21 protein-coding genes and 1 pseudogene are annotated in these 21,656 nt (G+C 62.8%); 13 read left to right on the top strand and 9 right to left on the bottom strand.

The window, feature by feature from the left end:
- Window positions 1-3: 3 nt before the first annotated feature.
- From DEA8626_RS03840 to DEA8626_RS03830, 3 genes are all read right to left on the bottom strand, one after another.
- The gene (locus tag DEA8626_RS03840) at window positions 4-1,227 is read right to left on the bottom strand and encodes an aromatic ring-hydroxylating oxygenase subunit alpha (protein WP_108851728.1); all 1,224 of its coding nucleotides are present in this window, start codon (window positions 1,225-1,227) and stop codon (window positions 4-6) included.
- A 32-nt stretch (window positions 1,228-1,259) separates the two neighbouring features.
- Window positions 1,260-2,312: an extracellular solute-binding protein gene (locus DEA8626_RS03835; protein ID WP_108851727.1), complete on the bottom strand. Its 1,053-nt coding sequence runs from the start codon at window positions 2,310-2,312 to the stop codon at window positions 1,260-1,262.
- 141 nt (window positions 2,313-2,453) lie between these two features.
- Window positions 2,454-3,854 (bottom strand): aminotransferase, encoded by a 1,401-nt coding sequence (locus DEA8626_RS03830; protein ID WP_108851726.1) that lies wholly within the window; start codon window positions 3,852-3,854, stop codon window positions 2,454-2,456.
- Window positions 3,855-4,026: 172 nt separating this feature from the next.
- Here DEA8626_RS03830 and DEA8626_RS03825 point away from each other — a divergent pair, with 172 nt between their 5' ends.
- Both DEA8626_RS03825 and DEA8626_RS03820 read left to right on the top strand, forming a co-directional pair.
- Entirely contained in the window at window positions 4,027-4,704 is a 678-nt protein-coding gene (locus DEA8626_RS03825; protein ID WP_181366350.1) for a TetR family transcriptional regulator C-terminal domain-containing protein, read from the top strand.
- Window positions 4,701-5,477, top strand: a complete 777-nt coding sequence (locus tag DEA8626_RS03820; protein ID WP_108851724.1) for a methyltransferase domain-containing protein — start codon at window positions 4,701-4,703, stop codon at window positions 5,475-5,477. The genes DEA8626_RS03825 and DEA8626_RS03820 overlap by 4 nt, the downstream gene beginning before the upstream one ends.
- Here DEA8626_RS03820 and DEA8626_RS03815 read toward each other — a convergent pair.
- The 5 genes from DEA8626_RS03815 to DEA8626_RS03795 form a co-directional block, all read right to left on the bottom strand.
- On the bottom strand, window positions 5,474-5,839 hold the full coding sequence (locus DEA8626_RS03815; protein ID WP_108851723.1) for a cupin domain-containing protein: 366 nt from the start codon (window positions 5,837-5,839) through the stop codon (window positions 5,474-5,476). The two genes, DEA8626_RS03820 and DEA8626_RS03815, sit on opposite strands and share 4 nt — an antisense overlap.
- Window positions 5,840-6,031: 192 nt before the next feature.
- Window positions 6,032-7,123, bottom strand: coding sequence for an ABC transporter ATP-binding protein (locus DEA8626_RS03810; RefSeq protein ID WP_108851722.1), 1,092 nt, complete (start codon window positions 7,121-7,123; stop codon window positions 6,032-6,034).
- Window positions 7,123-7,923 carry an ABC transporter permease gene (locus tag DEA8626_RS03805; protein WP_108851721.1) on the bottom strand — a complete coding sequence of 267 codons (801 nt, stop codon included), beginning with the start codon at window positions 7,921-7,923 and terminating at the stop codon, window positions 7,123-7,125. The genes DEA8626_RS03810 and DEA8626_RS03805 overlap by 1 nt, the downstream gene beginning before the upstream one ends.
- Window positions 7,923-8,831 (bottom strand): ABC transporter permease, encoded by a 909-nt coding sequence (locus tag DEA8626_RS03800; protein ID WP_108851720.1) that lies wholly within the window; start codon window positions 8,829-8,831, stop codon window positions 7,923-7,925. Before DEA8626_RS03800 ends, DEA8626_RS03805 begins: the two co-directional genes overlap by 1 nt.
- A gap of 10 nt (window positions 8,832-8,841) precedes the next feature.
- The gene (locus DEA8626_RS03795) at window positions 8,842-9,873 is read right to left on the bottom strand and encodes an ABC transporter substrate-binding protein (RefSeq protein ID WP_181366349.1); all 1,032 of its coding nucleotides are present in this window, start codon (window positions 9,871-9,873) and stop codon (window positions 8,842-8,844) included.
- 253 nt (window positions 9,874-10,126) lie between these two features.
- On the opposite strand from DEA8626_RS03795, the gene DEA8626_RS03790 reads away from it, so the two are divergent.
- Window positions 10,127-11,749: an amidohydrolase gene (locus DEA8626_RS03790; RefSeq protein ID WP_108851718.1), complete on the top strand. Its 1,623-nt coding sequence runs from the start codon at window positions 10,127-10,129 to the stop codon at window positions 11,747-11,749.
- A gap of 23 nt (window positions 11,750-11,772) precedes the next feature.
- Window positions 11,773-12,495: pseudogene (locus DEA8626_RS03785) on the top strand (IS3 family transposase); the annotation flags it as partial.
- A 401-nt stretch (window positions 12,496-12,896) separates the two neighbouring features.
- On the opposite strand, the gene DEA8626_RS03780 reads toward DEA8626_RS03785, so the two are convergent.
- On the bottom strand, window positions 12,897-13,097 hold the full coding sequence (locus DEA8626_RS03780; RefSeq protein ID WP_108851717.1) for a hypothetical protein: 201 nt from the start codon (window positions 13,095-13,097) through the stop codon (window positions 12,897-12,899).
- 305 nt (window positions 13,098-13,402) lie between these two features.
- Between DEA8626_RS03780 and DEA8626_RS03775 the strand changes: the two genes are divergently transcribed.
- The 9 genes from DEA8626_RS03775 (at window position 13,403) to pqqE (ending at window position 21,615) form a co-directional block, all read left to right on the top strand.
- Window positions 13,403-13,597 carry a hypothetical protein gene (locus tag DEA8626_RS03775; RefSeq protein ID WP_108851716.1) on the top strand — a complete coding sequence of 65 codons (195 nt, stop codon included), beginning with the start codon at window positions 13,403-13,405 and terminating at the stop codon, window positions 13,595-13,597.
- 136 nt (window positions 13,598-13,733) lie between these two features.
- Complete coding sequence (locus tag DEA8626_RS03770) at window positions 13,734-14,672, top strand: hypothetical protein (protein ID WP_108851715.1); 939 nt, start codon at window positions 13,734-13,736, stop codon at window positions 14,670-14,672.
- Between the two features lie 265 nt (window positions 14,673-14,937).
- Entirely contained in the window at window positions 14,938-16,005 is a 1,068-nt protein-coding gene (locus DEA8626_RS03765; protein WP_181366348.1) for an HlyD family secretion protein, read from the top strand.
- A complete protein-coding gene (locus DEA8626_RS03760) occupies window positions 16,002-18,140 on the top strand; it encodes a peptidase domain-containing ABC transporter (protein WP_108851713.1) in 2,139 nt (712 codons plus the stop codon). Before DEA8626_RS03765 ends, DEA8626_RS03760 begins: the two co-directional genes overlap by 4 nt.
- 359 nt (window positions 18,141-18,499) lie before the next feature.
- A complete protein-coding gene (gene pqqA, locus DEA8626_RS03755) occupies window positions 18,500-18,595 on the top strand; it encodes a pyrroloquinoline quinone precursor peptide PqqA (protein ID WP_108851712.1) in 96 nt (31 codons plus the stop codon).
- A 9-nt stretch (window positions 18,596-18,604) separates the two neighbouring features.
- Window positions 18,605-19,495 (top strand): pyrroloquinoline quinone biosynthesis protein PqqB, encoded by an 891-nt coding sequence (gene pqqB / locus DEA8626_RS03750; protein WP_108851711.1) that lies wholly within the window; start codon window positions 18,605-18,607, stop codon window positions 19,493-19,495.
- Between the two features lie 5 nt (window positions 19,496-19,500).
- On the top strand, window positions 19,501-20,238 hold the full coding sequence (pqqC, locus tag DEA8626_RS03745) for a pyrroloquinoline-quinone synthase PqqC (RefSeq protein WP_108853305.1): 738 nt from the start codon (window positions 19,501-19,503) through the stop codon (window positions 20,236-20,238).
- Entirely contained in the window at window positions 20,235-20,513 is a 279-nt protein-coding gene (gene pqqD / locus DEA8626_RS03740) for a pyrroloquinoline quinone biosynthesis peptide chaperone PqqD (protein WP_108851710.1), read from the top strand. Before pqqC ends, pqqD begins: the two co-directional genes overlap by 4 nt.
- A complete protein-coding gene (gene pqqE / locus DEA8626_RS03735; protein ID WP_108851709.1) occupies window positions 20,506-21,615 on the top strand; it encodes a pyrroloquinoline quinone biosynthesis protein PqqE in 1,110 nt (369 codons plus the stop codon). Before pqqD ends, pqqE begins: the two co-directional genes overlap by 8 nt.
- The last annotated feature ends 41 nt before the right edge of the window (window positions 21,616-21,656 follow it).

Raw genomic sequence — 21,656 nt, 5'->3', positions numbered from 1 at the left:
CGGCTACGCCTTGTTCGGGTGCTCCGCCCGTCGGCTGGCCCGGCTGGCGGCACCCTGCCCCCGCATCGGTTCGCCCAGCCGGCCGCGAACCCAGTCTTGGAACAGGAAGACCTCGTATTCCTCCTGCATCAGGACGCCGTGCCCGAACGGGCGCGCCCTGAGCCCCGCCTGATTCAACGCGCAGGCGGCGCCATCCTGCTCCATGACGAGGGTGCCGAAATCGGTGATCCGGGCCAAATCGAAGCCGGGCTGCGCCAGCAGATCGGGGTGGAAGAGCCACTCGGCGGACAGCTCCATCGTCTCCGGTCCCGTCGGGGTGATCCGGACAGCACGCACATGGTCGCGGTGATGGGCGAAAAAGCACGACGGCGTGACGGTCACATAGCGCTGGCCGGGCACCAGGTCGTCCTCGGTCAGCCCCGGCAGGGTACCTTGCGCGGCCCCGTCCATCGACCAGGTCTCCGCCCCGTCGCGCAGCCCGCCGGAGACATGCGGCGCCATGTCATCGGCATGGGCCTGCCAGTCCGGGTCGTCCCGGCGTGCCATGATTGCCCTGCCGTAGATCGGCACGAGATCGCAGAGCTCCGGATGGATATTTGGGCAATGCAAACACTCGTTGAAGTTCTCCCAGAAGATCTTCCAGTTGCAGTTCAGCGACTTGGAGTAGGTATGCCCGACCCGCATCTCGGCCAAGGGCCAATTCGCGACATAGGTGGTCTCGGCGCCGTAGAGGGTCTCGAACGCCGCGGCCTTCGGGTCCAGATTGACAAAGACGAAGCCGCCCCATTCGGCGACGGCGATCGGCAGCAGCGGATGGTCCGCCCGCTCGAACCCGACCACCGGACGCATCGGCCCCGTGGCCCGCAGGCGGCCCTTCAGGTCATAGGTCCACTGGTGATAGGGGCAGGTGATCAGCTCCTTCTTCAGGGTTCCCTCGGCCTGGGTGCAGAGGATCGAGCCCCTGTGGCGGCAGGTGTTGAAGAACCCCTTCAGCGCGTCCCCGGCGTCACGCACGATGAGCACCGGCTGGCCGGCGATATCGAAGGTCCGGAAGGCGCGCGGGCCCGCGAGTGTTTCGGCCCGGCAGAGATAGACCCAGTTCCGCCCCCATATCTGCGCCATCTCGCGGTCATGGTGGGCGGGGTCGATGTACCACGAAGCCGGCAGCGCGGGCTGTGCCCGCGTCAGTCCGTTGAAGCCGGATTTCAGAACGGGCCCGTCATTCATTACCAGCTTTCCCCAAGCGAAAGACGCCGCCCTCAGAACCCGGCCTTGATGCGCTCGAACTCGGCGATCATCTTTTCGCGCAGCGCCGAGGGCACCGGCGCCTGCCAGAGCGTATTGGCCTTGTAGCGGTCGAGATCATCGAAGCCCGTGGCCTGAAGCGTCTCGGTGTCGATCGCGTTCATGGCGACCCCGTTGGAATGGCCGTAACCCCAGGCGCTGACGATGTATTCCGCCGTGCGCGGCTCCAGCCAGGCGTTCAGGAAGTCGTACATCTCTTCTTCCGAGCCTTCGCCACCCTTCAGCTTGACATAGCCGCAGACCCAGGTCGACGAGCCCTCCTGCGTATCGCGCTTCATCTCGACCGGGTGGCCCTCTGCCTGCATCTGGGCCGTGGTCTCGTTCCACGCCCAGGCCAGCGCGACCTCGCCCGAGGCCATCAGCTGCGCGAGCGTGGCGCCGTCCTGCCAGTAGGCGCGCACATTCTTGTGCACCTTGCGCAGGAAATCAGAGGCGGCCTTGAACTGCTCATCGGTCGCCGTGGTCCAGTCGGTCACGCCGATCGCGAGGAAGCCGAGCGCATAGGCATCGTCGACATTGTCACCGATGGAGATACGCCCCTGCCATTTCGGATCGGCGAAGCTTTGCAGGCTGGAGGATTCCTCTTCGGTCACAAGGTCTGTCCGATAGGTCATCGCGGTCGCGCCCCAGTCGAGAGGCAGCACATATTGCTGCCCGCCGTCCGAAAAGCCGGGCATATCGCGGAATCCTTCGATGACGGAGTCCCACTCAGCGATCTTCGACGTGTCGAGCGGCTCCAGCAGCCCCGCCTCACGCCACTTGACGACGGATTGCGAGCAGGGATGCGCCAAGTCGGCCTTGAAACCGGCGCGCAGCTTCTGGAATGCCTCCTCCTCGTCGCCAAAGAAGGCGAAGGTCGGGCCAGCGCCGTGCTTGGCCGTGTAGCTCGCGTAGAACTCCGGGTCCTCGTAGCCGGCCCAGTCGAAGACCACGAGTTCGGCCAGCGCGGTCGACGCGGTCAATACCCCGGCGGCGGTCCAGCCGATCAATCCAAATATGTGTTTCATGTTACGCTCCCTGTTTTGGGGGCTGAGCGATGCACCCGCCTGCCCCTCTGATAAAACGGTAGGACTGCACGGACTTGCCAACAAGCCGTATCTTCACACGAGAAACGCCGCTTCGATCGACCAGCCGGAACGGCGACCCAGTCACAACATCTCCTTCTGTACCTGGCCGATCGCGCGATCGAGGATGTCAAACATCTGGTCGACCTGGCTTTCCGTGATGATCAGCGGCGGCGAGAAAACGCACATGTTGATCAGTGGGCGGACGATCAGGCCCATCGCGTCGCATTTCGCGTCGACGCGGGCGCCGAACTCGGAATCGATCGCCAGGCGCTTTTCCTCCGGCAGGTCGGGCGCCGCGGCGCCCTCGACGCAGCCGATCAGGCCCATGCCGCGGGTGTCGCCGACGATCTCGTGCCGCGACAGATTATTCAGCCGGGCCTGGAAATGCGGTGTGACGGCCCTGACATGCTCGAGCAGTCCCTCGGACTCGATGATCTCGATGTTCTTCAGCGCCGCGGCGCAACACACCGGATGACCGGAATAGGTGTAACCGTTCGAGAACATGATGTGCTCGCGGTCGTCTGACGCGATCTCGTTCCAGAGCCTGTCCGACAGGATCATCGCGCCGAGCGGCAGGTAACCCGAGGTCAGCCCCTTGGCGCAGGTGATGATGTCGGGCGTGATGCCGAACACGTCCTCGGACGCGAACCAGTGGCCGAGGCGCCCGAATGCGGTGACGACCTCGTCCGAGATGTAGAGCACGTCGTGACGGCGGCAGACCTCCAGCGTCCGGGCATGATAGCCGGGCGGCGGCACGATCACGCCACCCGATGCGAGCACCGGTTCCGCGATGAAAGCGGCGACGTTCTCGGGGCCGGCGTCGAGGATCGCCTGTTCCAGTTCGGCGACCTTGGCGTCGCACCAGGCGTTCACGGGCATGTCCTTGGGCCGGACATAGGGATTGACGTTGCCGATGAAGCGGACCAGCCGACTCTCGATATCCAGGCGCGAGCGGCTACGCTCTTTCCCCGTCACCGTGGCCGCGAGATAGGTCGACCCGTGATATCCCTTCTCGCGGGCGATGATCAGCTTCTTCTCCGGCCGTCCCCTCAGGTTGTTGTAGAACTGGACGAAGCGCAGCGCGCTGTCGACCGCCTCGGATCCGCCGGTCGCGAAGAAGACGGTGTTGAGATCGCCTGGCGCCATCTGCGCAATCCGCCGCGCCAGCAATGCCGAGGGTTCGGACGCGAAGGCCCAAGGCGAGTGATAGGCAAGCCGCATTGTCTGTTCGGCGATCGCGTTCGCCATTTCCTTGCGGCCGTAGCCGATCTGAACACACCACATGCCGCCCGGGCCGTCGATGAACCGCCGTCCGCTGGGGTCCAGGATGTATATGCCCTCCGCGCCGGCGGCGATATCCCTGTCAGGGTCGCTGGTCCCCATGGTTTCCCAAGGATGCAGGCAGTGTTCGTTGTCCCAGCCGCGGACAACTTCAGCAGGAACGGCGCTGGGAATTGCGGCGTTGGAGGAAAGGTCTGACATGGGGTGCCTCGTACTTCCGGCGAAACCGCAGCCGGGGATATAACGGGGCAAGTCTAGTTTAATTTCATTGAGCGCTCAAATAAATTCTTTCTTCGCTTTGCCATGCTCGGATATTGTGGCAGTCGAAGACGCGCGCGATACTGCAACTACGATGACACGGGAGGCGAAGTTGGTGACCCGACGCGAAATGACTGAGCGTCCGCGCAAGGAGCGGGCCGAGAACGCAGAGCGCCGGCGCGACCAGATCATCGACGCAACCTTGCGTTCGATCGTCCGGAACGGACTGTCGGGGACAACGCTGGCCAGCGTGTCCGACGAGGCCGGGCTGTCACAAGGGGTTGCGGTTTTCTACTTTCGTAACAAGCAGTCGCTTCTGGGTGCCGCACTGCGCAGGCAGTATGAAACATACCAGGTCCATTGGCAGACCGCCGTCGCAGAGGCGGGTCCGGATCCGGCGGCGCAGATCGTCGCGTTGATCCGGTCCGATTTCTCGCCCGCGATCTGCAATGCGGAATCGCTGATCATCTGGCATGCCTTCTGGGGCGAGGCCAACGCACGCCCAATCTATGGCGAGATCTCCGGTTCGTTCGAGGCCGAGCGCGCGCTGGCCATGCGCAGCGCCTGCACGGCACTGTTGCAGGCCGAGGGAAGGTCCGTCACCGCGGCCGACGATATCGCGGTCGGGATCGACGCGATGACCGACGGGCTCTGGCTCGCGATGTATCTGTCTGACCAGGCTCCGGATCTCGACCGCCCCATGCGCCTGGCGGCCACATATCTTTCCGCGGCCTTCCCGGCGCACACGGATCACTTTCGGACCGGGTTGGGCATCAAGAGCGACGCGGTATGAGCGCGACGGAGCACTACAACCGCAGCATTATCGCGTTCCTGGGTGAACTCTGGGGCGAAGGGTATCTCTCGCCCGGTGGACCGGAGGAGGTCGCTCGGATTGTCGAGGGTCTCGACCTTGCGGGAAAGACCGTTCTCGACGTGGGCTCTGGTGCCGGAGGTGTCGCAATGACGCTGGTCCGTGAACACGGCGCGGGCCGTGTCGTCGGGATCGATGTCGAGGACGATGTCTGCGAAGCGGCACGTCAACTGGTCGCGGAAGCAGGCCTTGCCGAGAGGATCGAATTCCGCCGCGTCGAGCCCGGCCCGTTTCCGCTGCCGGATGCGTCAGTGGACATTATCTTTTCCAAGGATTCCATCGTTCACATCCGGGACAAGGAAGCGCTGGCCGCCGAAGCGTTCCGCGTCCTCAGGCCCGGCGGCTGGTTCGCGGCGTCGGATTGGATGATTTCGCATGACGGCGCCCCCTCGCCCGAGATGGCGTATTATCTGACATGCGAAGACCTCGACTTCGGCATGGCCTCGCCGGTCCGCTACGAGCGGGCGCTCAGGCAGGCGGGATTCACGAAGGTGCGCCTGACGAACCGCAATCAGTGGTATCGCGAACGGGCGCAGGAGGAACTGGGTTGGCTATCCGGTGGCGGCAGGCAACGGTTTGTGGACATTCTCGGGGCCCAGGCCGTGGCCGATCAAATCAAGACCTGGACCGCGATGGTGCAGGTCGTAGAGTCGGGTGAACACTGCCCACACCATTTCCGGGGGCAGAAACCCTAGCCCGGCAGGGTGGTCTCCTCCGTCTCGGCGTAGACGGCGATCAGACACCCGGTCTCGGTATACGATGTGTGCTCGGTTCCGGGCGCCAGCCAGACGACATCGCCCTGTACATAGACGGTGCCGTCATTTTCGATCAGCGTCCCTTCCAGGATCAGGAACTCCTCGGCGCCGCCATGGCGGTGCGGCGCGGACCGGGCGCCCGGTTCCATCTTGTAGATGTAGAACCCGGTTCCGCGCGGCGCATCTGGATTGAGCTGCAAGATCGACGTGCCGCGCTCTGTCACGCCAGTTTCGTCCCAGGGTCGAAACTCCGCCGTTTTAAGGTTGGCGACACGGCGTTCTGAGCTTTCTATCGGTTTCATCTGCGATAACCTCGCCTGTTTCGGGCAATCTTGGCACGCTCAACCGGGTTGTCGAGGAAATGTGCCCGACGATGCCGAAGTCCTGCGTGTGCCGCATCGTGAGGCGAAGGCGTGACTTTGCGCAAGCAGGCAACTGAACAACCCGCGTGAGTGAGTGAGCCCCATCTCCGGCGCATATCCCAAGGGCCGACGCTACCGCTCAAGGACGAGCGCGCTCGTTTCGTCCCACGATAGAGTGACCTCGGCGCCAGCGGCTCCGTGCAGCGCCCGCCCCGCCGGATTGGACAGATAGACCGCGACCGGCTCGGCGAGCCCCTCGACCTCGACGAGGTAGTGGCTCCGGTCGCCGAGATACGAAATCGAGGAAATCCGTCCCACCAAGCGGTTCAGTCCCGGCATATTCGCACCGACCTCGATCACTATCTTTTCAGGCCGGACAGCAATGAAAACGGCGGCGCCGACGGCTGAGGGGCGATCATGCGAATGTCCGACAAGCTCGCCCATCCCGGCGCCGTTTGCGACGGTTCGGCTGCCCTCCGCGCGCGTCACCTTCGCCGGGAAAAGGTTCATAGTGCCGACGAATCCTGCCACATCTAGGCAGTTCGGTCGTTCGTAGAGCCCCTGTGGAGTGTCGATCTGCAGAACCCTTCCACCGGACATGACGGCGATGCGATCCGACAGCGTCAACGCCTCTTCCTGGTCGTGTGTGACGAAGACGAAGGTGATCCCGACCGTCCGCTGGAGCGAGCGTAGCTCCTGCTGCATCTCCTCGCGCAGCTTCTTGTCGAGCGCGGAAAGCGGTTCGTCCAGAAGCAGCACCTTGGGTCGGCAGACGAGCGCCCGGGCGAGCGCCACGCGCTGCCGCTGGCCGCCCGAGAGCTGATGCGCGCTCCGCTCGCCGAGGCCGGCGAGCTTGACGAGTTCGATCGCCTCGTCGGTGCGCGCCTTCGCCTCGGCCTTGGCGAGCTTCTGGTAGACCAGGCCGTAGCCGATGTTCTCGCGCACCGTGAGATGGGGGAAAATCGCATAGCTCTGGAAGACCATGTTGGTCGGCCGCTTGTTCGCGGGCACGCCCGCCATCGGCTTTCCGTCGATCGTCACCTCGCCGCGCGTCGGCTGCTCGATCCCGGCGAGGATGCGCAGTAGCGTGGTCTTGCCGCAACCCGACGCGCCGAGCAGCGAGAAGAATTCGCCGGGCGCGATGTCGAAGGTGATGTCCTTCAGCGCCCGGAACTCGCCGAAGACCTTCTCCACGCCCTCAAGCCGGATGATCGGACCGTTCATCACAGGTCCCCGGGATTGTCGGACGCGACTCCGCGCTTGCGCACGATCTCGGCCAGGATCACGAGCGCCGCCGAGCCCACGAGGATGAGCGAGCCGAGCGCCAGCGTGCCCGGCAGACGGTTCGGGAACCGGAGCTGGGAGAAGAGGAAGACCGGCAACGTGTTGTCCGTGCCGGTCAGGAAGAACGAGATCACGAACTCGTCGAACGAGATAATGAAGCAGAGCAGAAGGCTCGAGATAACCCCCGGCGCGGCGAGCGGCAGCGTCACCCGGCGGAACGTGTCCCAGCCCCCCGCCCCGAGATCGCGCGAAGCTTCCTCGAGGCTCCGATCGAAGCCTTCGAGCCGCGACATGAGGACCGTCATTCCGAAGGGAATGCAGAGCATCAGATGGCCCGCAGCCACCGTCCAGAGCGAGAGCGGCACGCCGAGGACACGCAGCACCACGACGAGAAGCCCGACGGCCAGGACGATCGAGGGCACGACGAGCGGCAGCATCATGAACGACAGGATCGCGCCGCCGCCCGGCACCCGGTAGCGCGTGAGCGCCAAGGCCGCCGGCAGCGCGAGCGCGGTCGCGACGACCGACACCGCGACGCCGACGATCAGCGAGTTCTCGAGCGCGGTCAGCATCGAGGTGTTAGAGCCCATGCCGGCGTAGTGGCGAGCGGTGAAACCCTTGAGCGGAAAGGTCGCGAAATTCGCGTCGTTGAAGGAAAAGAGAGGCATGAGGAGCATCGGACCGTAGAGGAACAGCACGAAGAACACCGCGTAGACGGGCAGAAGGTCCAGGCGCCGCATCACCCGACCCTCCGCCGCATCCGGCCATAGCCGATGAGCCAGAGGAAAAGCCCGACGAAGGCTGCGATGATCAGCATCATCACGATGGAGATTGCCGCGCCGAGGGGGGCGTTGTCCTGCCGGAGAAAGAGCTGCTGGATCAGGCTGCCGATCATCGTGCCGCCGGGGCCGCCGACCAGCGTCGGGGTGACGTAGTCGCCTACGGTCGGGATGAAGACGAGAAGCGTCGCGGCGATCGTGCCGGGCATCGACAGAGGCAGAGTGATCCGCCGGAACCGCGCCCAGCGGCTGTCGCCGAGGTCCGACGCGGCTTCGAGCAGCGACCGGTCAATCTTCTCCAGGCTCACATAGATCGGCAGCACCGCGAATGCGATCCAGCTATGGGCGAGCGTGATCATCACCGCGATCGGGTTGTAGAGCAGGAATTCGAGGGGCGCGTCGATCACGCCGAGCCACATCAGCCCGGAATTGATCGCGCCGTTGAAGCCGAGCACGATCTTCCACGAAAAGACCCTGAGGAGGTAGCTCGTCCAGAACGGGATCGTGAGAAGGATGATCCACATGGCCTTGTTGCGCGTGACGCGGAAGGCCAGGAAATAGGCCATCGGCCAGGCGACGCCGATCACGCAGATCGTGGCAACCAGAGACATGGCCAGCGACTTGACCATCAGGACCGCGGGCACCGGATAGGCGAAGGGAAAGCGGATGCCGTACCAGACGACGCCCTCGCCCGGCCGGACGAGTTGGGCGTAGTTCTTCAGCGTGAAGCTCCGGTCGATGTCGAAGCCCGACTGGCTCCAGAACGACATGACGACCAGCGCCACGACCGGCGCGAGCAACGTCGCCGCCATCACTAGGAAGGCCGGCGAGAGCAGCGACAGACCGGTGCGCGTGGAACCAGCCGACATCCGGTGCGTCTTACATCTTCAGCGCCTTGGTATCGCCCCACACCCGGGTCTGTTCGACCTGCACCTCGTCCGTGGGCGTGCGGAAGAGGATCGCCGAGGACATCAGCGCCTCGGGATCGGTGATGCCCATCGCGGCAACCTCGGCCGGATCGGCGATCTCGAAGCTCTTGCGGTTAGCGTGGCCGTAGCCCGAGGCCTCGATCAGATACTTGCCTGTCTCGGGGCTCAGCCAGGCGTCGATGAAGTCATAGGCCAGCTCCGAATCAGCCTTGCCGGAATTGAGAAGCGTCAGCCCGCAGAACCAGGTGAACATGCCCTCTTTCGGCACGGCGTATTCGACGGGAATCCCCTCGGCCTTGAGGTTCTTCACCAGATCGTTCCAGGCATAGGCCGCGACGATCTCGCCCGAGGCCATGGCCTGCTGCACCTCCGACGCGTCGGTCCAAAGGAAGCGCGAGACGTTCACGCCCTTCGCGCCCCAGTCCTTGGCCGCCGCCGCAAGCGCGTCGCCGGTCAGTGCATAGGCCGCATCATAGCCCATGCCACCGACCATCGCGCCGATCTGGATCACGAGTTCGTTGTCGAGCATCGAGACCTTTCCGGCATAGGCCTCGTCGTAGAAGATCGCCCAGGTCGGATCGGCGGCGAAGGCCGGATCGACCAGATCGCTGCGATACGCGATGGAGGAATTGCCCCAATCCGCCGGCGCCATCACCACCTTGCCGTCGAGCAGCACGCCCTCGGCGGTCTTGAGCGACGGGAACACATCGGCCCAGTTTGACAGCCGAGACGTGTCGATCTCGTTCACCAGCCCGGCATTGACAAAGCGGCTGACCGAATAGTTGCAGGGATGCATGACGTCGGCCGCGAACCCGGCGCGGACCTTGGCCAGCGCTTCCTCCTCGCCGCTGAAGATCGAGAAGTCGGGCAGCCCGCCATGCTTCTTGACATAAGGCTCAATATACTCGGCCACGTCGTAGCCGCCCCATTCGAGGCAAGTAAGCGGCTCTCCCGCCGCATGCACGCGGCGCGGGAGAACCATAATACCGACGCCGAATGCGCCCGCCGACTGCAGAATTTGACGGCGCGACAACCTACCTTGCGCCATCCGATCGATGAACTTGACGCGTTGCATTTGGATGCCTCTGAACAGGGGATGAATGACGGATTGTTACACGAGCTTTTCGTTTCGGAAAGAGGGTTTATCAGCTTCCCGAGGTTGCGCTTTCCCGCTTGTCAGAACCGCGCTTCCGGCGTCAATCTGACACCAGTTCGCTTCTCGGAAAGGCGCGCTTATGGAACCGGTCGGCACGATTGTGATAAACGCCCGAATCGTGACGATGGACGGGGCGACACCCTACGCGCAGGCGCTCGCGGTGCGTGACGGACGTGTCACTGCACTTGGCTCGAACGAGGAGATCCGAGAACTCGCCGATCGATCGACGAAGGTCATCGACGCAGGCGGCAGGCTCGTCCTGCCCGGATTTCAAGACACCCATATTCACCTACAGGACAGCGGACAGGATTACAGCCAAAACGCCGATCTCTCGTCGGCGCGGACGCAGGACGACATTGTCCGCATCCTCTCCGCCTTCGCCAAGACGCATGACCGGGCATGGGTCAACGGGACGGGCTGGTATTCCGGCATCTTTCATACCGACAACCTCGACCGCCATCTGATTGACCGCGCAGTCCCGAATCGGCCGTGCCTGATCGTCGCCTCTGATGGCCACAACGCCTGCCTAAACTCGGCCGGCTGCGCGGCGATCGGGCTTGCCGCCGACACGCCCGACCCCCCGAACGGCCACTTCGTGCGCGACGCGAAGGGCGAACCTACGGGCATGCTCTACGAGAATGCGCTGATGTGGGCCGAGGCGCGGATGCCGACACCCTCGGACGCCGACTTCGCCGACGGCGTGAAATGGGCCCAGGCGCTCGCCCACCGCCACGGCATCACCGGCATCCTCGACGCGCGGGTGGAGGAGCGGCACGTCCGCGTCTACCGCTCGCTCGAAGCGGCGGATGCGCTGACGCTGCGCGTGGCTGCGACCGCGCTCGTCAACGCGCACGACACGACCTGGGGCGCGGTCGAACGGCTCAGCGACCTCCGCGCGGGCAACAGTGGCGGCCGTTTCAAGGTCCATTCCGCCAAGTTCTTCCTCGACGGCGTCGTCGAAAACCGGACGGCGGCAATGATTGTGCCCTATTCAGACGCCGAGGGCGGAAACGCGCCCCTCATGTTCACGCCGGACCAGATCACCCAGATGTTCACCGCCTTCGACGCCGCGCGGTTCCAGATCCACGTCCATGCCATCGGCGACTTGGCGGTTCGCGCCGCGCTCGACGGCGTCGAGGCCGCGCGCGCGGCGAATGGAGACTGGCCATCGTTGCACCAGATCGCCCATATTCAGTTCATCGACCCTGCCGACCTGCCGCGCTTCCGCAAACTTGGCGTCATGGCGAACGTGCAACCGCTCTGGGCGCGGAGCGAGCCATCGGTCACCGACATCGCCGTTCCGATGGTCGGCAACGACCGCAGCCACTGGATCTACGCCTTTCGCTCGCTCCTCGATGCAGGCGCGGCAATGGCTCTCTCGAGCGATTGGGGCGTCTCGACGCTGAATCCGTTCGAGATCATCGAAACCGCCGTGACGCGCCAGCCGCCTGCCGCGTCGGCCCGCGTGCCGCCCTTCCTGCCTGACGAGCGCATCACACGGGCAGAGGCGGTCGCCGGCTATACCACCCAAGCGGCAGCGGCGGCGTGGCGTTCGTCAGATACCGGGACGCTAGGCATTGGGAAACATGCCGATCTCATCGTACTCGACGACGACATCTTTACCTGTCCCACCCACGAGATCGGCAGCACGAAGGTGGTGACCACGATGGTCGGCGGGGACGTGGTGTATGAACGGGCATAGGACAGTTCAGAGCGTTGCTGTCCCGGCGAGAAAGTCCGGCCATTCGCTGCGACCTCATCCGTCTGCCAAGTTCCCACCCCGACGCGGTCCCGCGTCCCGCCCTGCTGCGGGATGCGGGCTGGCAGGTCAGTGATGGTCGGATTGAGCGGCTGTGGCGACGCGAGGGGCTGAAAGTGCCAACGAAGCAACTGAAGAAGGGGCGGCTCTGGCTGAACGACGGCTCCTGCGTTCGCCTGCGACCGCAATACCGCAACCACGGCTGGTCCTATGACTTCGTTCACTGCCGCACCGATGACGGAAAGGTCTTCCGCACCCTGAACATCCTCGACGAGTTCAGCCGGGAATGCCTGGCGATCCAAGTCCGGCGAAAGCTGAACTCGACCGATGTCATCGACGCGCTCACCGACCTATTCATCCTGCGCGGACCACCCGCCTATATGCGCTCTGCCAACGGTCCGGAGTTTGTGGCTGGGGACGTTCGCAACTGGATCGCAGCGGTCGGTGCAAAGACTGCCTACATCGAACCAGGATCACCCTGGGAGAACGGTTACTGCGAGCGCTTCAACGCCAGGCTGCGGGATGAACTGCTCGACGGCGAGATCTTCTATTCGCTCCGGGAAGCAAAGAAAATCATCGAAAGCTGGCGCCGGCGATACAACACCAAGCGACCGCACAGTTCCCTCGGCCACAGACCACTGGCCCCGGAAACACTCATCCCGGTGGCACCGAGGCCGGTCATGCACTAATAATCAAACCGGACCACTCATGTGGGGCTGCTCATGAGAAGGCGCCATCAGTCAGGGCAACAAATCGTCCTCGCGGCGAGAAAACACGCTAAATTCCCTGCAAACACGGATTTCCGGAAGGCAGAGACCGGATTTCCCTCGGGTTCAAGCACTGTCACTTCATCACCCTCACAACGGTACTTGAGCCAGTCTGCGCGACGCGGGACAGGGTGCCAGGCGTTTGCTGGTGAAGTCCCGACCTTATTTGCTTTGTCGAGATGGAACTCGGGGAAGCGACTCCTGGCCGGTAAAGGTGGTCGGCGGCGAGTGCCGTGAACTTCCGCGTCAGGGCCTTGTTTCCGATTGCTGCGCCCGGGTTGGAACGAGCACTGTGCGAGTGAGAACAAGAGCGTGGCTGGACCTCAGTCTTCGGCCGTGGCGGCTCGCGGCTCCGAATCTGCATCGCAGATGCCTTTTCGCTTGACCGCTTGGTTGAGCCCACGCAGCCGCCCGATGCGGCGCGACGCGATCGGGCAGCCCATCATGCCGCCGATGTTCGATGCCTGATCCAACACGATATCCGGTTCCGTCCAGCCAGTGTGTCGCGCGTACGACTTGGCCATGGGCGTACATTCTTCCGATGCCAGGCATGGCGCGAAAGCTTCTCGAGCGCTCGACGTGACGAACAAGCTCGCTCGGAGCGCTGGCATCAAGGAAGAAAAGAGCAATATACACGCGCCCTGACCGCGCCAAACCTCAAGGCCGAAACAACGCATAGAGGTTGTACCCCTATGCGAAACAACAACCTTCAGACGAAAGTATTGTTGCAGATTCATAGAGCTTTAGCAATGATATTGCTCTGGCAGAATCATTGTTTCGATTCTGTCGGCACTGGACTTGGACTCAAACTATTTGAAGGGACATAGACATGAGAGATCTTCAGCAGCACGAAATCGAAAAAGTCTACGGTGCCGGCGGCAGAGGCAAGCGCGAGCGCGACTGCGGCTGTGATGGTTCCCGCAAGTCCAAAAAGTCGCACAAATCGAAGAAATCCCACAAGTCGCGCAAGTCGCACAAGTCCGGAAAGTCCGGAAGCGGGCGCAGCTGTGGCGGCGGCTACTAGGCACAGATCGCAACACGCATGATCAAATGCCCAGCTTCGCACAACGTTGAACGTTGCGAAGCCAACTCTTAATACGTCGCCCCGGATGATTTCATTCGGGGCGAATTTATCGAAGCAAAAGGTTTGCAAAAGCATTATGGATACTTTGGCCAACCAACCAGTGGGCGGGCGCCTTGCTACAATTCAAGAACTTTATTTGTTGGGTCAACCGCCGCTGTCTGAATTTCTCTCATTCGTTGAACGCTCCGTCGTTGATGGGGAATCGATGTCGCGCAAGGCTCTGATCGACGAGTGGCGCGCAGCGAATGACTACTATGGAGAATTGGAAGAACGTGAGGCGGGACTGGCCGACTCAATGAAACAGCTGCCGATAAGCGAGGAAATGCGGCCCCATATCGACGCGGCCAAGAAGGACCCTCGGTACAGTCGCATGTTCGACGAGCTTCCGACCGAGTTCGAGATGGTCGAGCTGGACAAGCTCGTCCTTTTTCAGGTGCGCGTAACGCGCACCTATTCGGAAATTCGGCAGAGAATGCTGGGGCGATCACCCTCGCAAGCGGACTTGCTGAAATTTTGCCTACCCTCCGAAAGCCCGGAAGCCTCGGTCGATTGTCGCAAGATGGGAAGCAAGTATGTTTTTTCCAGCGACTCCACGGACTTCCAGAGTTACTCCGCAGCCCATCTGCAGCCTGAGCAGCTCTTAGATCATGCTACTCCGGGAACGCTGGCGGGCATGGTCGGGCTCGGCGTGGGATACGGGTCGAACTACTTCACCGGGATCCGGTATGGCGACCGGATTCTGCTTCACAACGGCTACCACCGAGCGCATGCCTTGCGTTCCGCCGGAATCAGTCATGCTCCATGTATTGTCAGAACCGTGACCCGCATGGATGAACTGAGACTGGCGGCTGCGGAAGGCGTGGACGAGGACACCGGCTTTTATTTCCGCGCCGCGCGCCCGCCACTTTTGAAGGATTACTTCGATTCGAAGATTTGCAGGAGCTTCGAAGTCTACAAGAAGCGCAAGGTCATAGAGATTTCCTTCGACATACGGGAATATTCAGTTCGAATTTAGGTGGGGGATGGATAGTTCGGGCCCAGAAAGCGCGCCTGAAAGAAGGCAGGATAGGTCTGAACGCAGTTCAGAGCTCTTCCGGCGCGAGTCCATAGAAAGTCAACAGACAAAGCGCCTTGGCACGGTACTGTTGGCACCGTCGATATCACACCGGCTATTCGTGCTATTCAGCCTCGTTGCCGCGGTTGCGATTTTGGCGTTTCTTACCTTCGGAGAATATTCCAGAAAGGAATCCGTTAGCGGATGGATCGTTCCAGAGCAAGGAATGATCCGTATCACCGCACCCCAGCAAAGCGTGGTCACAGAACTAAATGTTAAGAACGGTGATGTGGTCAATAATGGCGACATGCTATTATCACTGTCCACCGAGCTTCACAGCACCGCAATCGGAGCTACACAGGAAGAAGTCGTAAAAGGCTTGAAGGCGCGCAGACAGAGTCTGCGGGACGAACACGAGGTCACTGAAAATCTGCATGTCCAGGAGATGGCAGCGCTCGAAAAGCGGCGCGAAAATCTGACCGAGGATCTGGCCCTGCGTGAACGGGAACTCGAACTGCAGGGCCGTCGGGCCGAGGCCGCGACCGAGGCGCTCGAACGGCTGAAACCTCTGGTCGATACGGGCAACGTCCTTGTGCAACGAATTCAGGAACTGGAGCAGGAACAGTTCGATCAGCTCGCACAGCTGCAGGCGATGGAACGCGACCGCATCAAAGCTCGCCGCGAATTCGCCGATCTTCTGGCCGAGATCGAGGCGAAACCATTTCAGCATCGGATAAAACTAGCGGCAATCGACCGCGAGATCGCCTCGATTGAGCAATCTCTGGCCGAAGCAGAGGCACGCAGACAGGTTGTCATCGTTGCGCCGCAAGCCGGGACCGTCACCGCGCTTCAGGCCGAACTGGGCGGAAGCGTGGACTCCCGGTTTCCTCTGCTCAGTATCATACCGCGCGGCTCCGAGCTGGAAGCCGAGCTCTTCTTGCCAAGCAGCGCGCGTGGTTTCATCCGCACCGGTCAGGACGTATTGTTGCGCTATCAGGCGTTCCCGTTTCAGAAATTCGGGCAGTATGACGGCAAGATTTCCGAAATCGCCCCCGCGGCGGTGCCGCAGAGTGAGCTCGCGCCGGGCTCACCCGGGATCTCAGGGGCCACACAACTCACCGAGCCGATCTATCTGGTCAAGGTCAAGCTCGCGCTTCAGAACGCCATCGCCTACGGCGAGGAGATACCGCTTCAGCCGGGAATGAAGCTTGAGGCGAACATCAAGATTGAAACCCGCAAGTTGTACGAGTGGTTTCTCGATCCCCTGTTTTCCATGATGGGGGCGCAGGCATGAACATCCTCGAGGGGGTCAGTTTCGGGGTCGGACGACGCCTGCCTATGGTCCTTCAGACCGAAGCGGCCGAATGCGGCGTCGCCTGTCTGACGATGCTCGCAGGGTATTTTGGACACCACGCGGACCTTTCAGACCTGCGGCGTCGTTTCGGGCTGTCGCTCAAGGGCGCGACGCTGACCGACATCATTCGTGTGGCGGATCAGATCGAGATGGCCACACGCTCCGTCCGGCTTGAGATGGACGAACTTCACCTGTTGAAGCTGCCCTGCCTGGTGCACTGGGACCTCAACCATTTCGTGGTTCTGAAGAGCGTTGGCCGAAAGCAGCTCGTGGTCCATGATCCGGCCGTCGGCATTCGCTACATTTCGCGCGACGAGTTCTCGAAGCACTTTACCGGCGTCGCAGTGGAAGTGACGCCCACCGGCAAGTTCGCGTCAAACGCACCGGCGCCGCGAGTGAGAATCCGGGATATGCTCGGGCGCCTCGTCGGATTCAAACGGTCGCTTCTGCAGCTTCTGATCCTGGCCTTCGCCATCGAGATGTTCGCGATCCTAAGCCCCTTGTTCATGCAATGGGTGGTCGATCAGGCCATCGTGTCCGCTGACTTTGACCTCCTGAACGTCCTGGTCTTCGGGTTCCTGATGGTGATGCTGATCCGGATATCCATTCAGGCCATGCGGGGATGGATGCTCATGGTGCTTGGCGCTTCTCTCAAGGTTCAGGCGCGCACCAACCTTTTTTCGCACCTGATCAACCTGCCCGCACCGTTCTTCGAGGCGCGGCATCTGGGCGACGTCATGTCCCGGTTCGAGTCGCAGGACAGCATCCTTCAGGCACTTACCACGGAGCTGATTGAGAGCCTTCTCGACGGTATCATGGTTGTTTTCACCTTGGTGATCATGATCCTGTACGCCCCGCTTCTGGCCGGGATCGTCGTCATTGGCGCGTTCCTCTATCTTCTGCTGCGATGGGCCTCTTACACTCCGCTGCGCCAGGCGTCCGCGGAAGCCATCGTGTGGTCTGCGAAGCGAGACAGCCACTTTCTTGAGAGCCTGCGCGGGATCAAGACCATCAAGCTGTTCAATTCGCAGGATCGCCGGCGCTCTCATTGGCTCTATCTGCTCGTCGAGTCGGTAAACCGGCAGCTGACGACGCAGAAGCTCAGGTTGTTCTTCAGAACTTCGAGATCGCTGCTGATTGGCACTCTCGCGATCATTGTCATCTGGCTGGGCGCATTGCGCGTGATGGAAAACGAGATGTCCGTTGGCATGTTGCTGGCATTCATCTCGTACAAGGATCAGTTCCTGTCGAGAACTGGCGCGCTGATCGACCGGCTCGTCGATCTGACCATGCTCAAGCTGCATGCGGAGCGTTTGGCCGACATTGCCTTGACCGATCGAGAACCAGAAGACGAGCAACCTGGAGGCGTCCGGCCCATCAGCGCTCCAGTCAGCGTAGAAGTGAAGGGCCTCCGGTTCCGCTACAGCGAAAATGATCCGTTCGTCCTTGACGGGATTGATTTCAAGATCGAAGCAAAGGAATCCGTTGCGATCATCGGGCAGTCGGGTTGCGGCAAGACGACCCTCCTGAAGCTCTTGGCCGGGCTTATGGAACCCACCGACGGCGTGATCCTGATCGACGGTGAACCGATAAAGCGCTTCGGCTTGACAAAGTACCGCAGCATGATCGGCGTGGTCATGCAGGACGATCAACTCTTCGCCGGATCGATTGCGGACAACATTTGCTTCTTCGCAGATCAGTACGACTTCGATCGGATCAAGGAATGTGCCAGTCTTGCCGCCGTCCATGACGATATCGCAGAGATGCCGATGGGCTATCACACATTGATCGGCGACATGGGCACAGTCCTGTCAGGCGGACAGAAGCAGCGGGTTCTGATCGCCCGCGCGCTTTACCACAAGCCGTGGTTCCTGCTTCTGGACGAAGCCACCAGCCACCTCGATCTTGGCAAGGAAAACAGCGTGAACACGTCCGTCAAGTCGGCCGACATTACCCGTCTGATCGTTGCCCACAGACCCGAAACCATAAAGTCCGCCGACCGGGCCATTGAACTCTCAGACGGCAAAATCGTGAGGGATTTCGCGTTGGTATCCGACAGAGGTGTGAGTATTTGATCCGGATCTGGCAGCGCCGACGCGCTGCCGAAATCTCGCAGCGAGGGGCCGATCGTTGCGACATTGGTCCTTTATCGCGCCCGGTTCCGCCTTCACAATCTGTTCCCTCTCGCGCGCTGTTCGTGGCACTGGCGGTTGCCTGACGTCAGCGCCGGTGGGACGGTATTGGGTGTTTTGACAAGGTAGGATTCCTTGCGCATCGTACCCACCCGCGAGCCGAGATAAGGCAGGCGTCCGGAACACGGCAGTGCCACCGCGAGATGTTCGTCAAGGACATGCGCCTAACCGATGCTTTGGTCTTATTTGCCGCGGACGGACATAGGGCTAGTCTTTCCGGACGTTGTTAGGGAGGACATGACATGAGCTGGACGAAGCCGAAAGCAGTCGAAATTCGCTGCGGCATGGAGATCAACATGTACGGGCCGGCCGAGGACGACGAGCGCGATCTGTTCTGAGTCGCCACGATGCTCCTGACCGTGCTGGGCGCAGGTGCCGGCGGCGGTCTTCCTCAATGGAACTGCGGATGCCGGAACTGCCGCGACGCGCGGAACGGCCGACTGCCACGGATGACGCAGTCCTCCGTGGCGGTTTCCGTGAACGGTGAAGATTGGGTGGTATTGAATGCGTCGCCGGACGCGCGCGATCAACTTGATCGAACACCATCCCTGCATCCGCCCGGGCTGCGCGGCAGTCCGATCAGGGCCGTGGTGCTGACGAACGCTGATGTCGATCATGTCGCGGGTCTCCTGACACTGCGTGAGAAAACCGGCTTCTCGGTCTTCGCCTCGGCCGAGATCCTCGCGGCGCTCGAAGACAATCCGATCTTCGGCGTGCTCGATCCTGCGCTTGTTGAGCGGCAAACGATTGTGCTCGACACGTCGTTCACTCCGACCGCGGGGTTGACGATCACTCCGTTTGCCGTGCCTGGCAAGGTCGCGCTCTATCTTGAGGACGAGGCGCCGGATACAGAAGCGATGGGCGAACAGACGATCGGTCTCTGCCTCGAGGAAGATCAATCGCGGGTTTACTACGTGCCGGGCTGCGCCACGATCCCCGACTGGCTGGTTCAAAGGTTGTCCGACGCCGATCTTCTCTTGTTTGACGGGACAGTCTGGGAGGATGCCGAGATGGAGGCCACCGGCACGGGCACGAAAACCGGCGCGCGGATGGGCCATGTCGCGATGAACGGGCACAGGGGCAGCCTCGCGCGTCTCGCGCCGCTCACAAACGGTCGCAAGGTTTTCGTGCATATCAACAACACCAATCCGGTTCTGCAGCCGGACGGTCCGGAACGGCGGACAATCGAGGCGGCGGGCTGGACGATCGCCCAGGATGGAATGGAGTTTCGGCTATGAACGAGATGTCCGCCGCGCGCGCCGCCTTCGAGGCCCGCCTACGCCGCATCGGCGAGGAGCGCTACCACGACCGCCATCCCTTCCACGCTTTGCTGCATTCGGGCGGTTGCACGATCGACCAGGTGCGGGCCTGGGTGGTAAATCGGTACTACTACCAATGCCGGATCCCGATGAAGGACGCGGCCTTCATGAGCCGCGTCGAGGATCCGGCCCTACGCCGCGCGTGGCGGTCTCGGATCGAGGATCACGACGGCAGCGAGGCCCGCGAAGGCGGCATCGCGCGCTGGCTAAAGCTGGCTGAAGCGGTCGGGCTCGATCCGGAATATGTCGCCTCGGCCAAGGGTGTCCTTCCTGCGACGCGTTTCGCGGTAGACGCTTATGTGCGATTCGTGCGTGATGAGCCGCTGCTCAAGGCGGTGGCCTCTTCGCTCACCGAGCTCTTCGCGCCGAAAATTCATGCCGAGCGCATCGCCGGGCTGCTGGAGCACTACGAATTCGCTACGTCCGAGACGATCAGTTATTTCCGCCACCGGCTGAACGAGGCGCCGAAGGATGTTCAGTTCGGGCTCACCTGGGTGCTTGACCACGCGGTGACGCCAGCCGATCAGGATGCGGCGGCGGCGGCGCTGACGTTCAAGACCGACGTGCTCTGGGCGCAGCTCGATGCGCTCTATTCGGCCTATATCGCGCCGGGAAACATCCCGCCCGGCGCCTGGCGGCCCGGCGAGGGGCTTGCACCATGACCCCGACGGCGATCCCCGTCCTGCCCCGCGGCGTGCGGATGCAGTTCGACCGCGTGCGGCGGACCGACGTCCTGCTCGGCCCGGAGCGCGCGCTCATGCTCGACCAGATCGGCGCGGCGATCCTGAAGGAGGTGGACGGGCTCCGCTCGGTCGAGGTGATCGCGGGCGATCTTGCCCGGCGCTTCGGCGCGCCCGAGGATCAGGTGCGCGCCGACGTCGCGGACTTTCTCGGCGACCTCGCCGACAAGCGGCTGGTGGACCTGACCGATGGCTGAGCCGCGCATCCCGCCCCCGATCGCGATGCTGGCGGAGCTCACGCATCGCTGCCCGCTCGCCTGCCCCTATTGCTCGAATCCGCTCGAACTGGCGTCCAAGGACACGGAGCTTTCGACCGAGACCTGGGGCCGGGTGTTCCGCGAGGCGGCCGCGCTCGGCGTCCTGCAACTGCACCTGTCGGGCGGCGAGCCCGCTGCGCGGCGTGACCTTGAGGAGCTGGTCGTCCGCGCGCGCGAGGCCGGGCTCTACACCAATCTCATCACTTCGGGCGTCGGGCTCACGCGCGCCCGGCTGGAGGCGCTGGAGGCGGCGGGGCTCGACCACATCCAGCTTTCGGTCCAGGGCGTCCGGGCCGAGATCGCCGACCGGATCGGCGGTTACAAGGGCGGCTTCGCCCGCAAGATGGAGTTGGCCGAACACATCGCAGAGCTCGGCTTTCCGCTCACTCTGAACGCGGTCATGCACCGCCACAACCTCGACGATCTGCCCGAGACGCTGGACCTCGCCCTCCGCCTTGGCGCCCGCCGGATCGAGGTCGCCTGCGTCCAGTTCCAGGGTTGGGCGCTGAGGAATCGGGCCGCGCTTCAGCCTTCGCGCGAGCAGGTCGAGCGCGCCAAGCGCGTCGTCGCGGAGGCGCGCAAGAGCCGGGCCGGGCGGCTGGTGATCGACTTCGTGCCGCCGGATTATTTCGCCGATTTTCCAAAGGCCTGCATGGGCGGCTGGGGCTCGACCGGGCTCAATGTCGCGCCCGACGGCACGGTCCTGCCCTGCCACGCGGCGCAGACCATCCCGGGGCTCGAGTTCCAGAGCGTCGCCACCGAGGCGCTCGCCGACATCTGGTATCGCGGCCCCGCCTTCATGGCGTTCCGCGGCACCGACTGGATGCCCGAGCTCTGCCGGTCCTGCGACCGCCGCGACGTGGATTTCGGCGGCTGCCGCTGCCAGGCGATGGCGCTGACGGGCGATCCCGCCGCAACCGATCCGGTCTGCCGCAAGTCGCCCCAGCGCGCCCGGCTCGACGCGATTGTCGCGGCCGAGGCGGACTACGATGTGCCCCCGTCCTTCATCTATCGCCGCTTGCGCGGCCCCGTTCCGGCCTGACCGCGCCGGTCCGGCGCAGCCTCCTACGCCCCTCGGCCAAT

The organism is Defluviimonas aquaemixtae (assembly GCF_900302475.1).
Taxonomy (GTDB): domain Bacteria; phylum Pseudomonadota; class Alphaproteobacteria; order Rhodobacterales; family Rhodobacteraceae; genus Albidovulum; species Albidovulum aquaemixtae.
The sequence above is the reverse complement of the archived record's forward strand: the minus strand, read 5'-3'. Positions and strand labels throughout refer to the sequence as shown.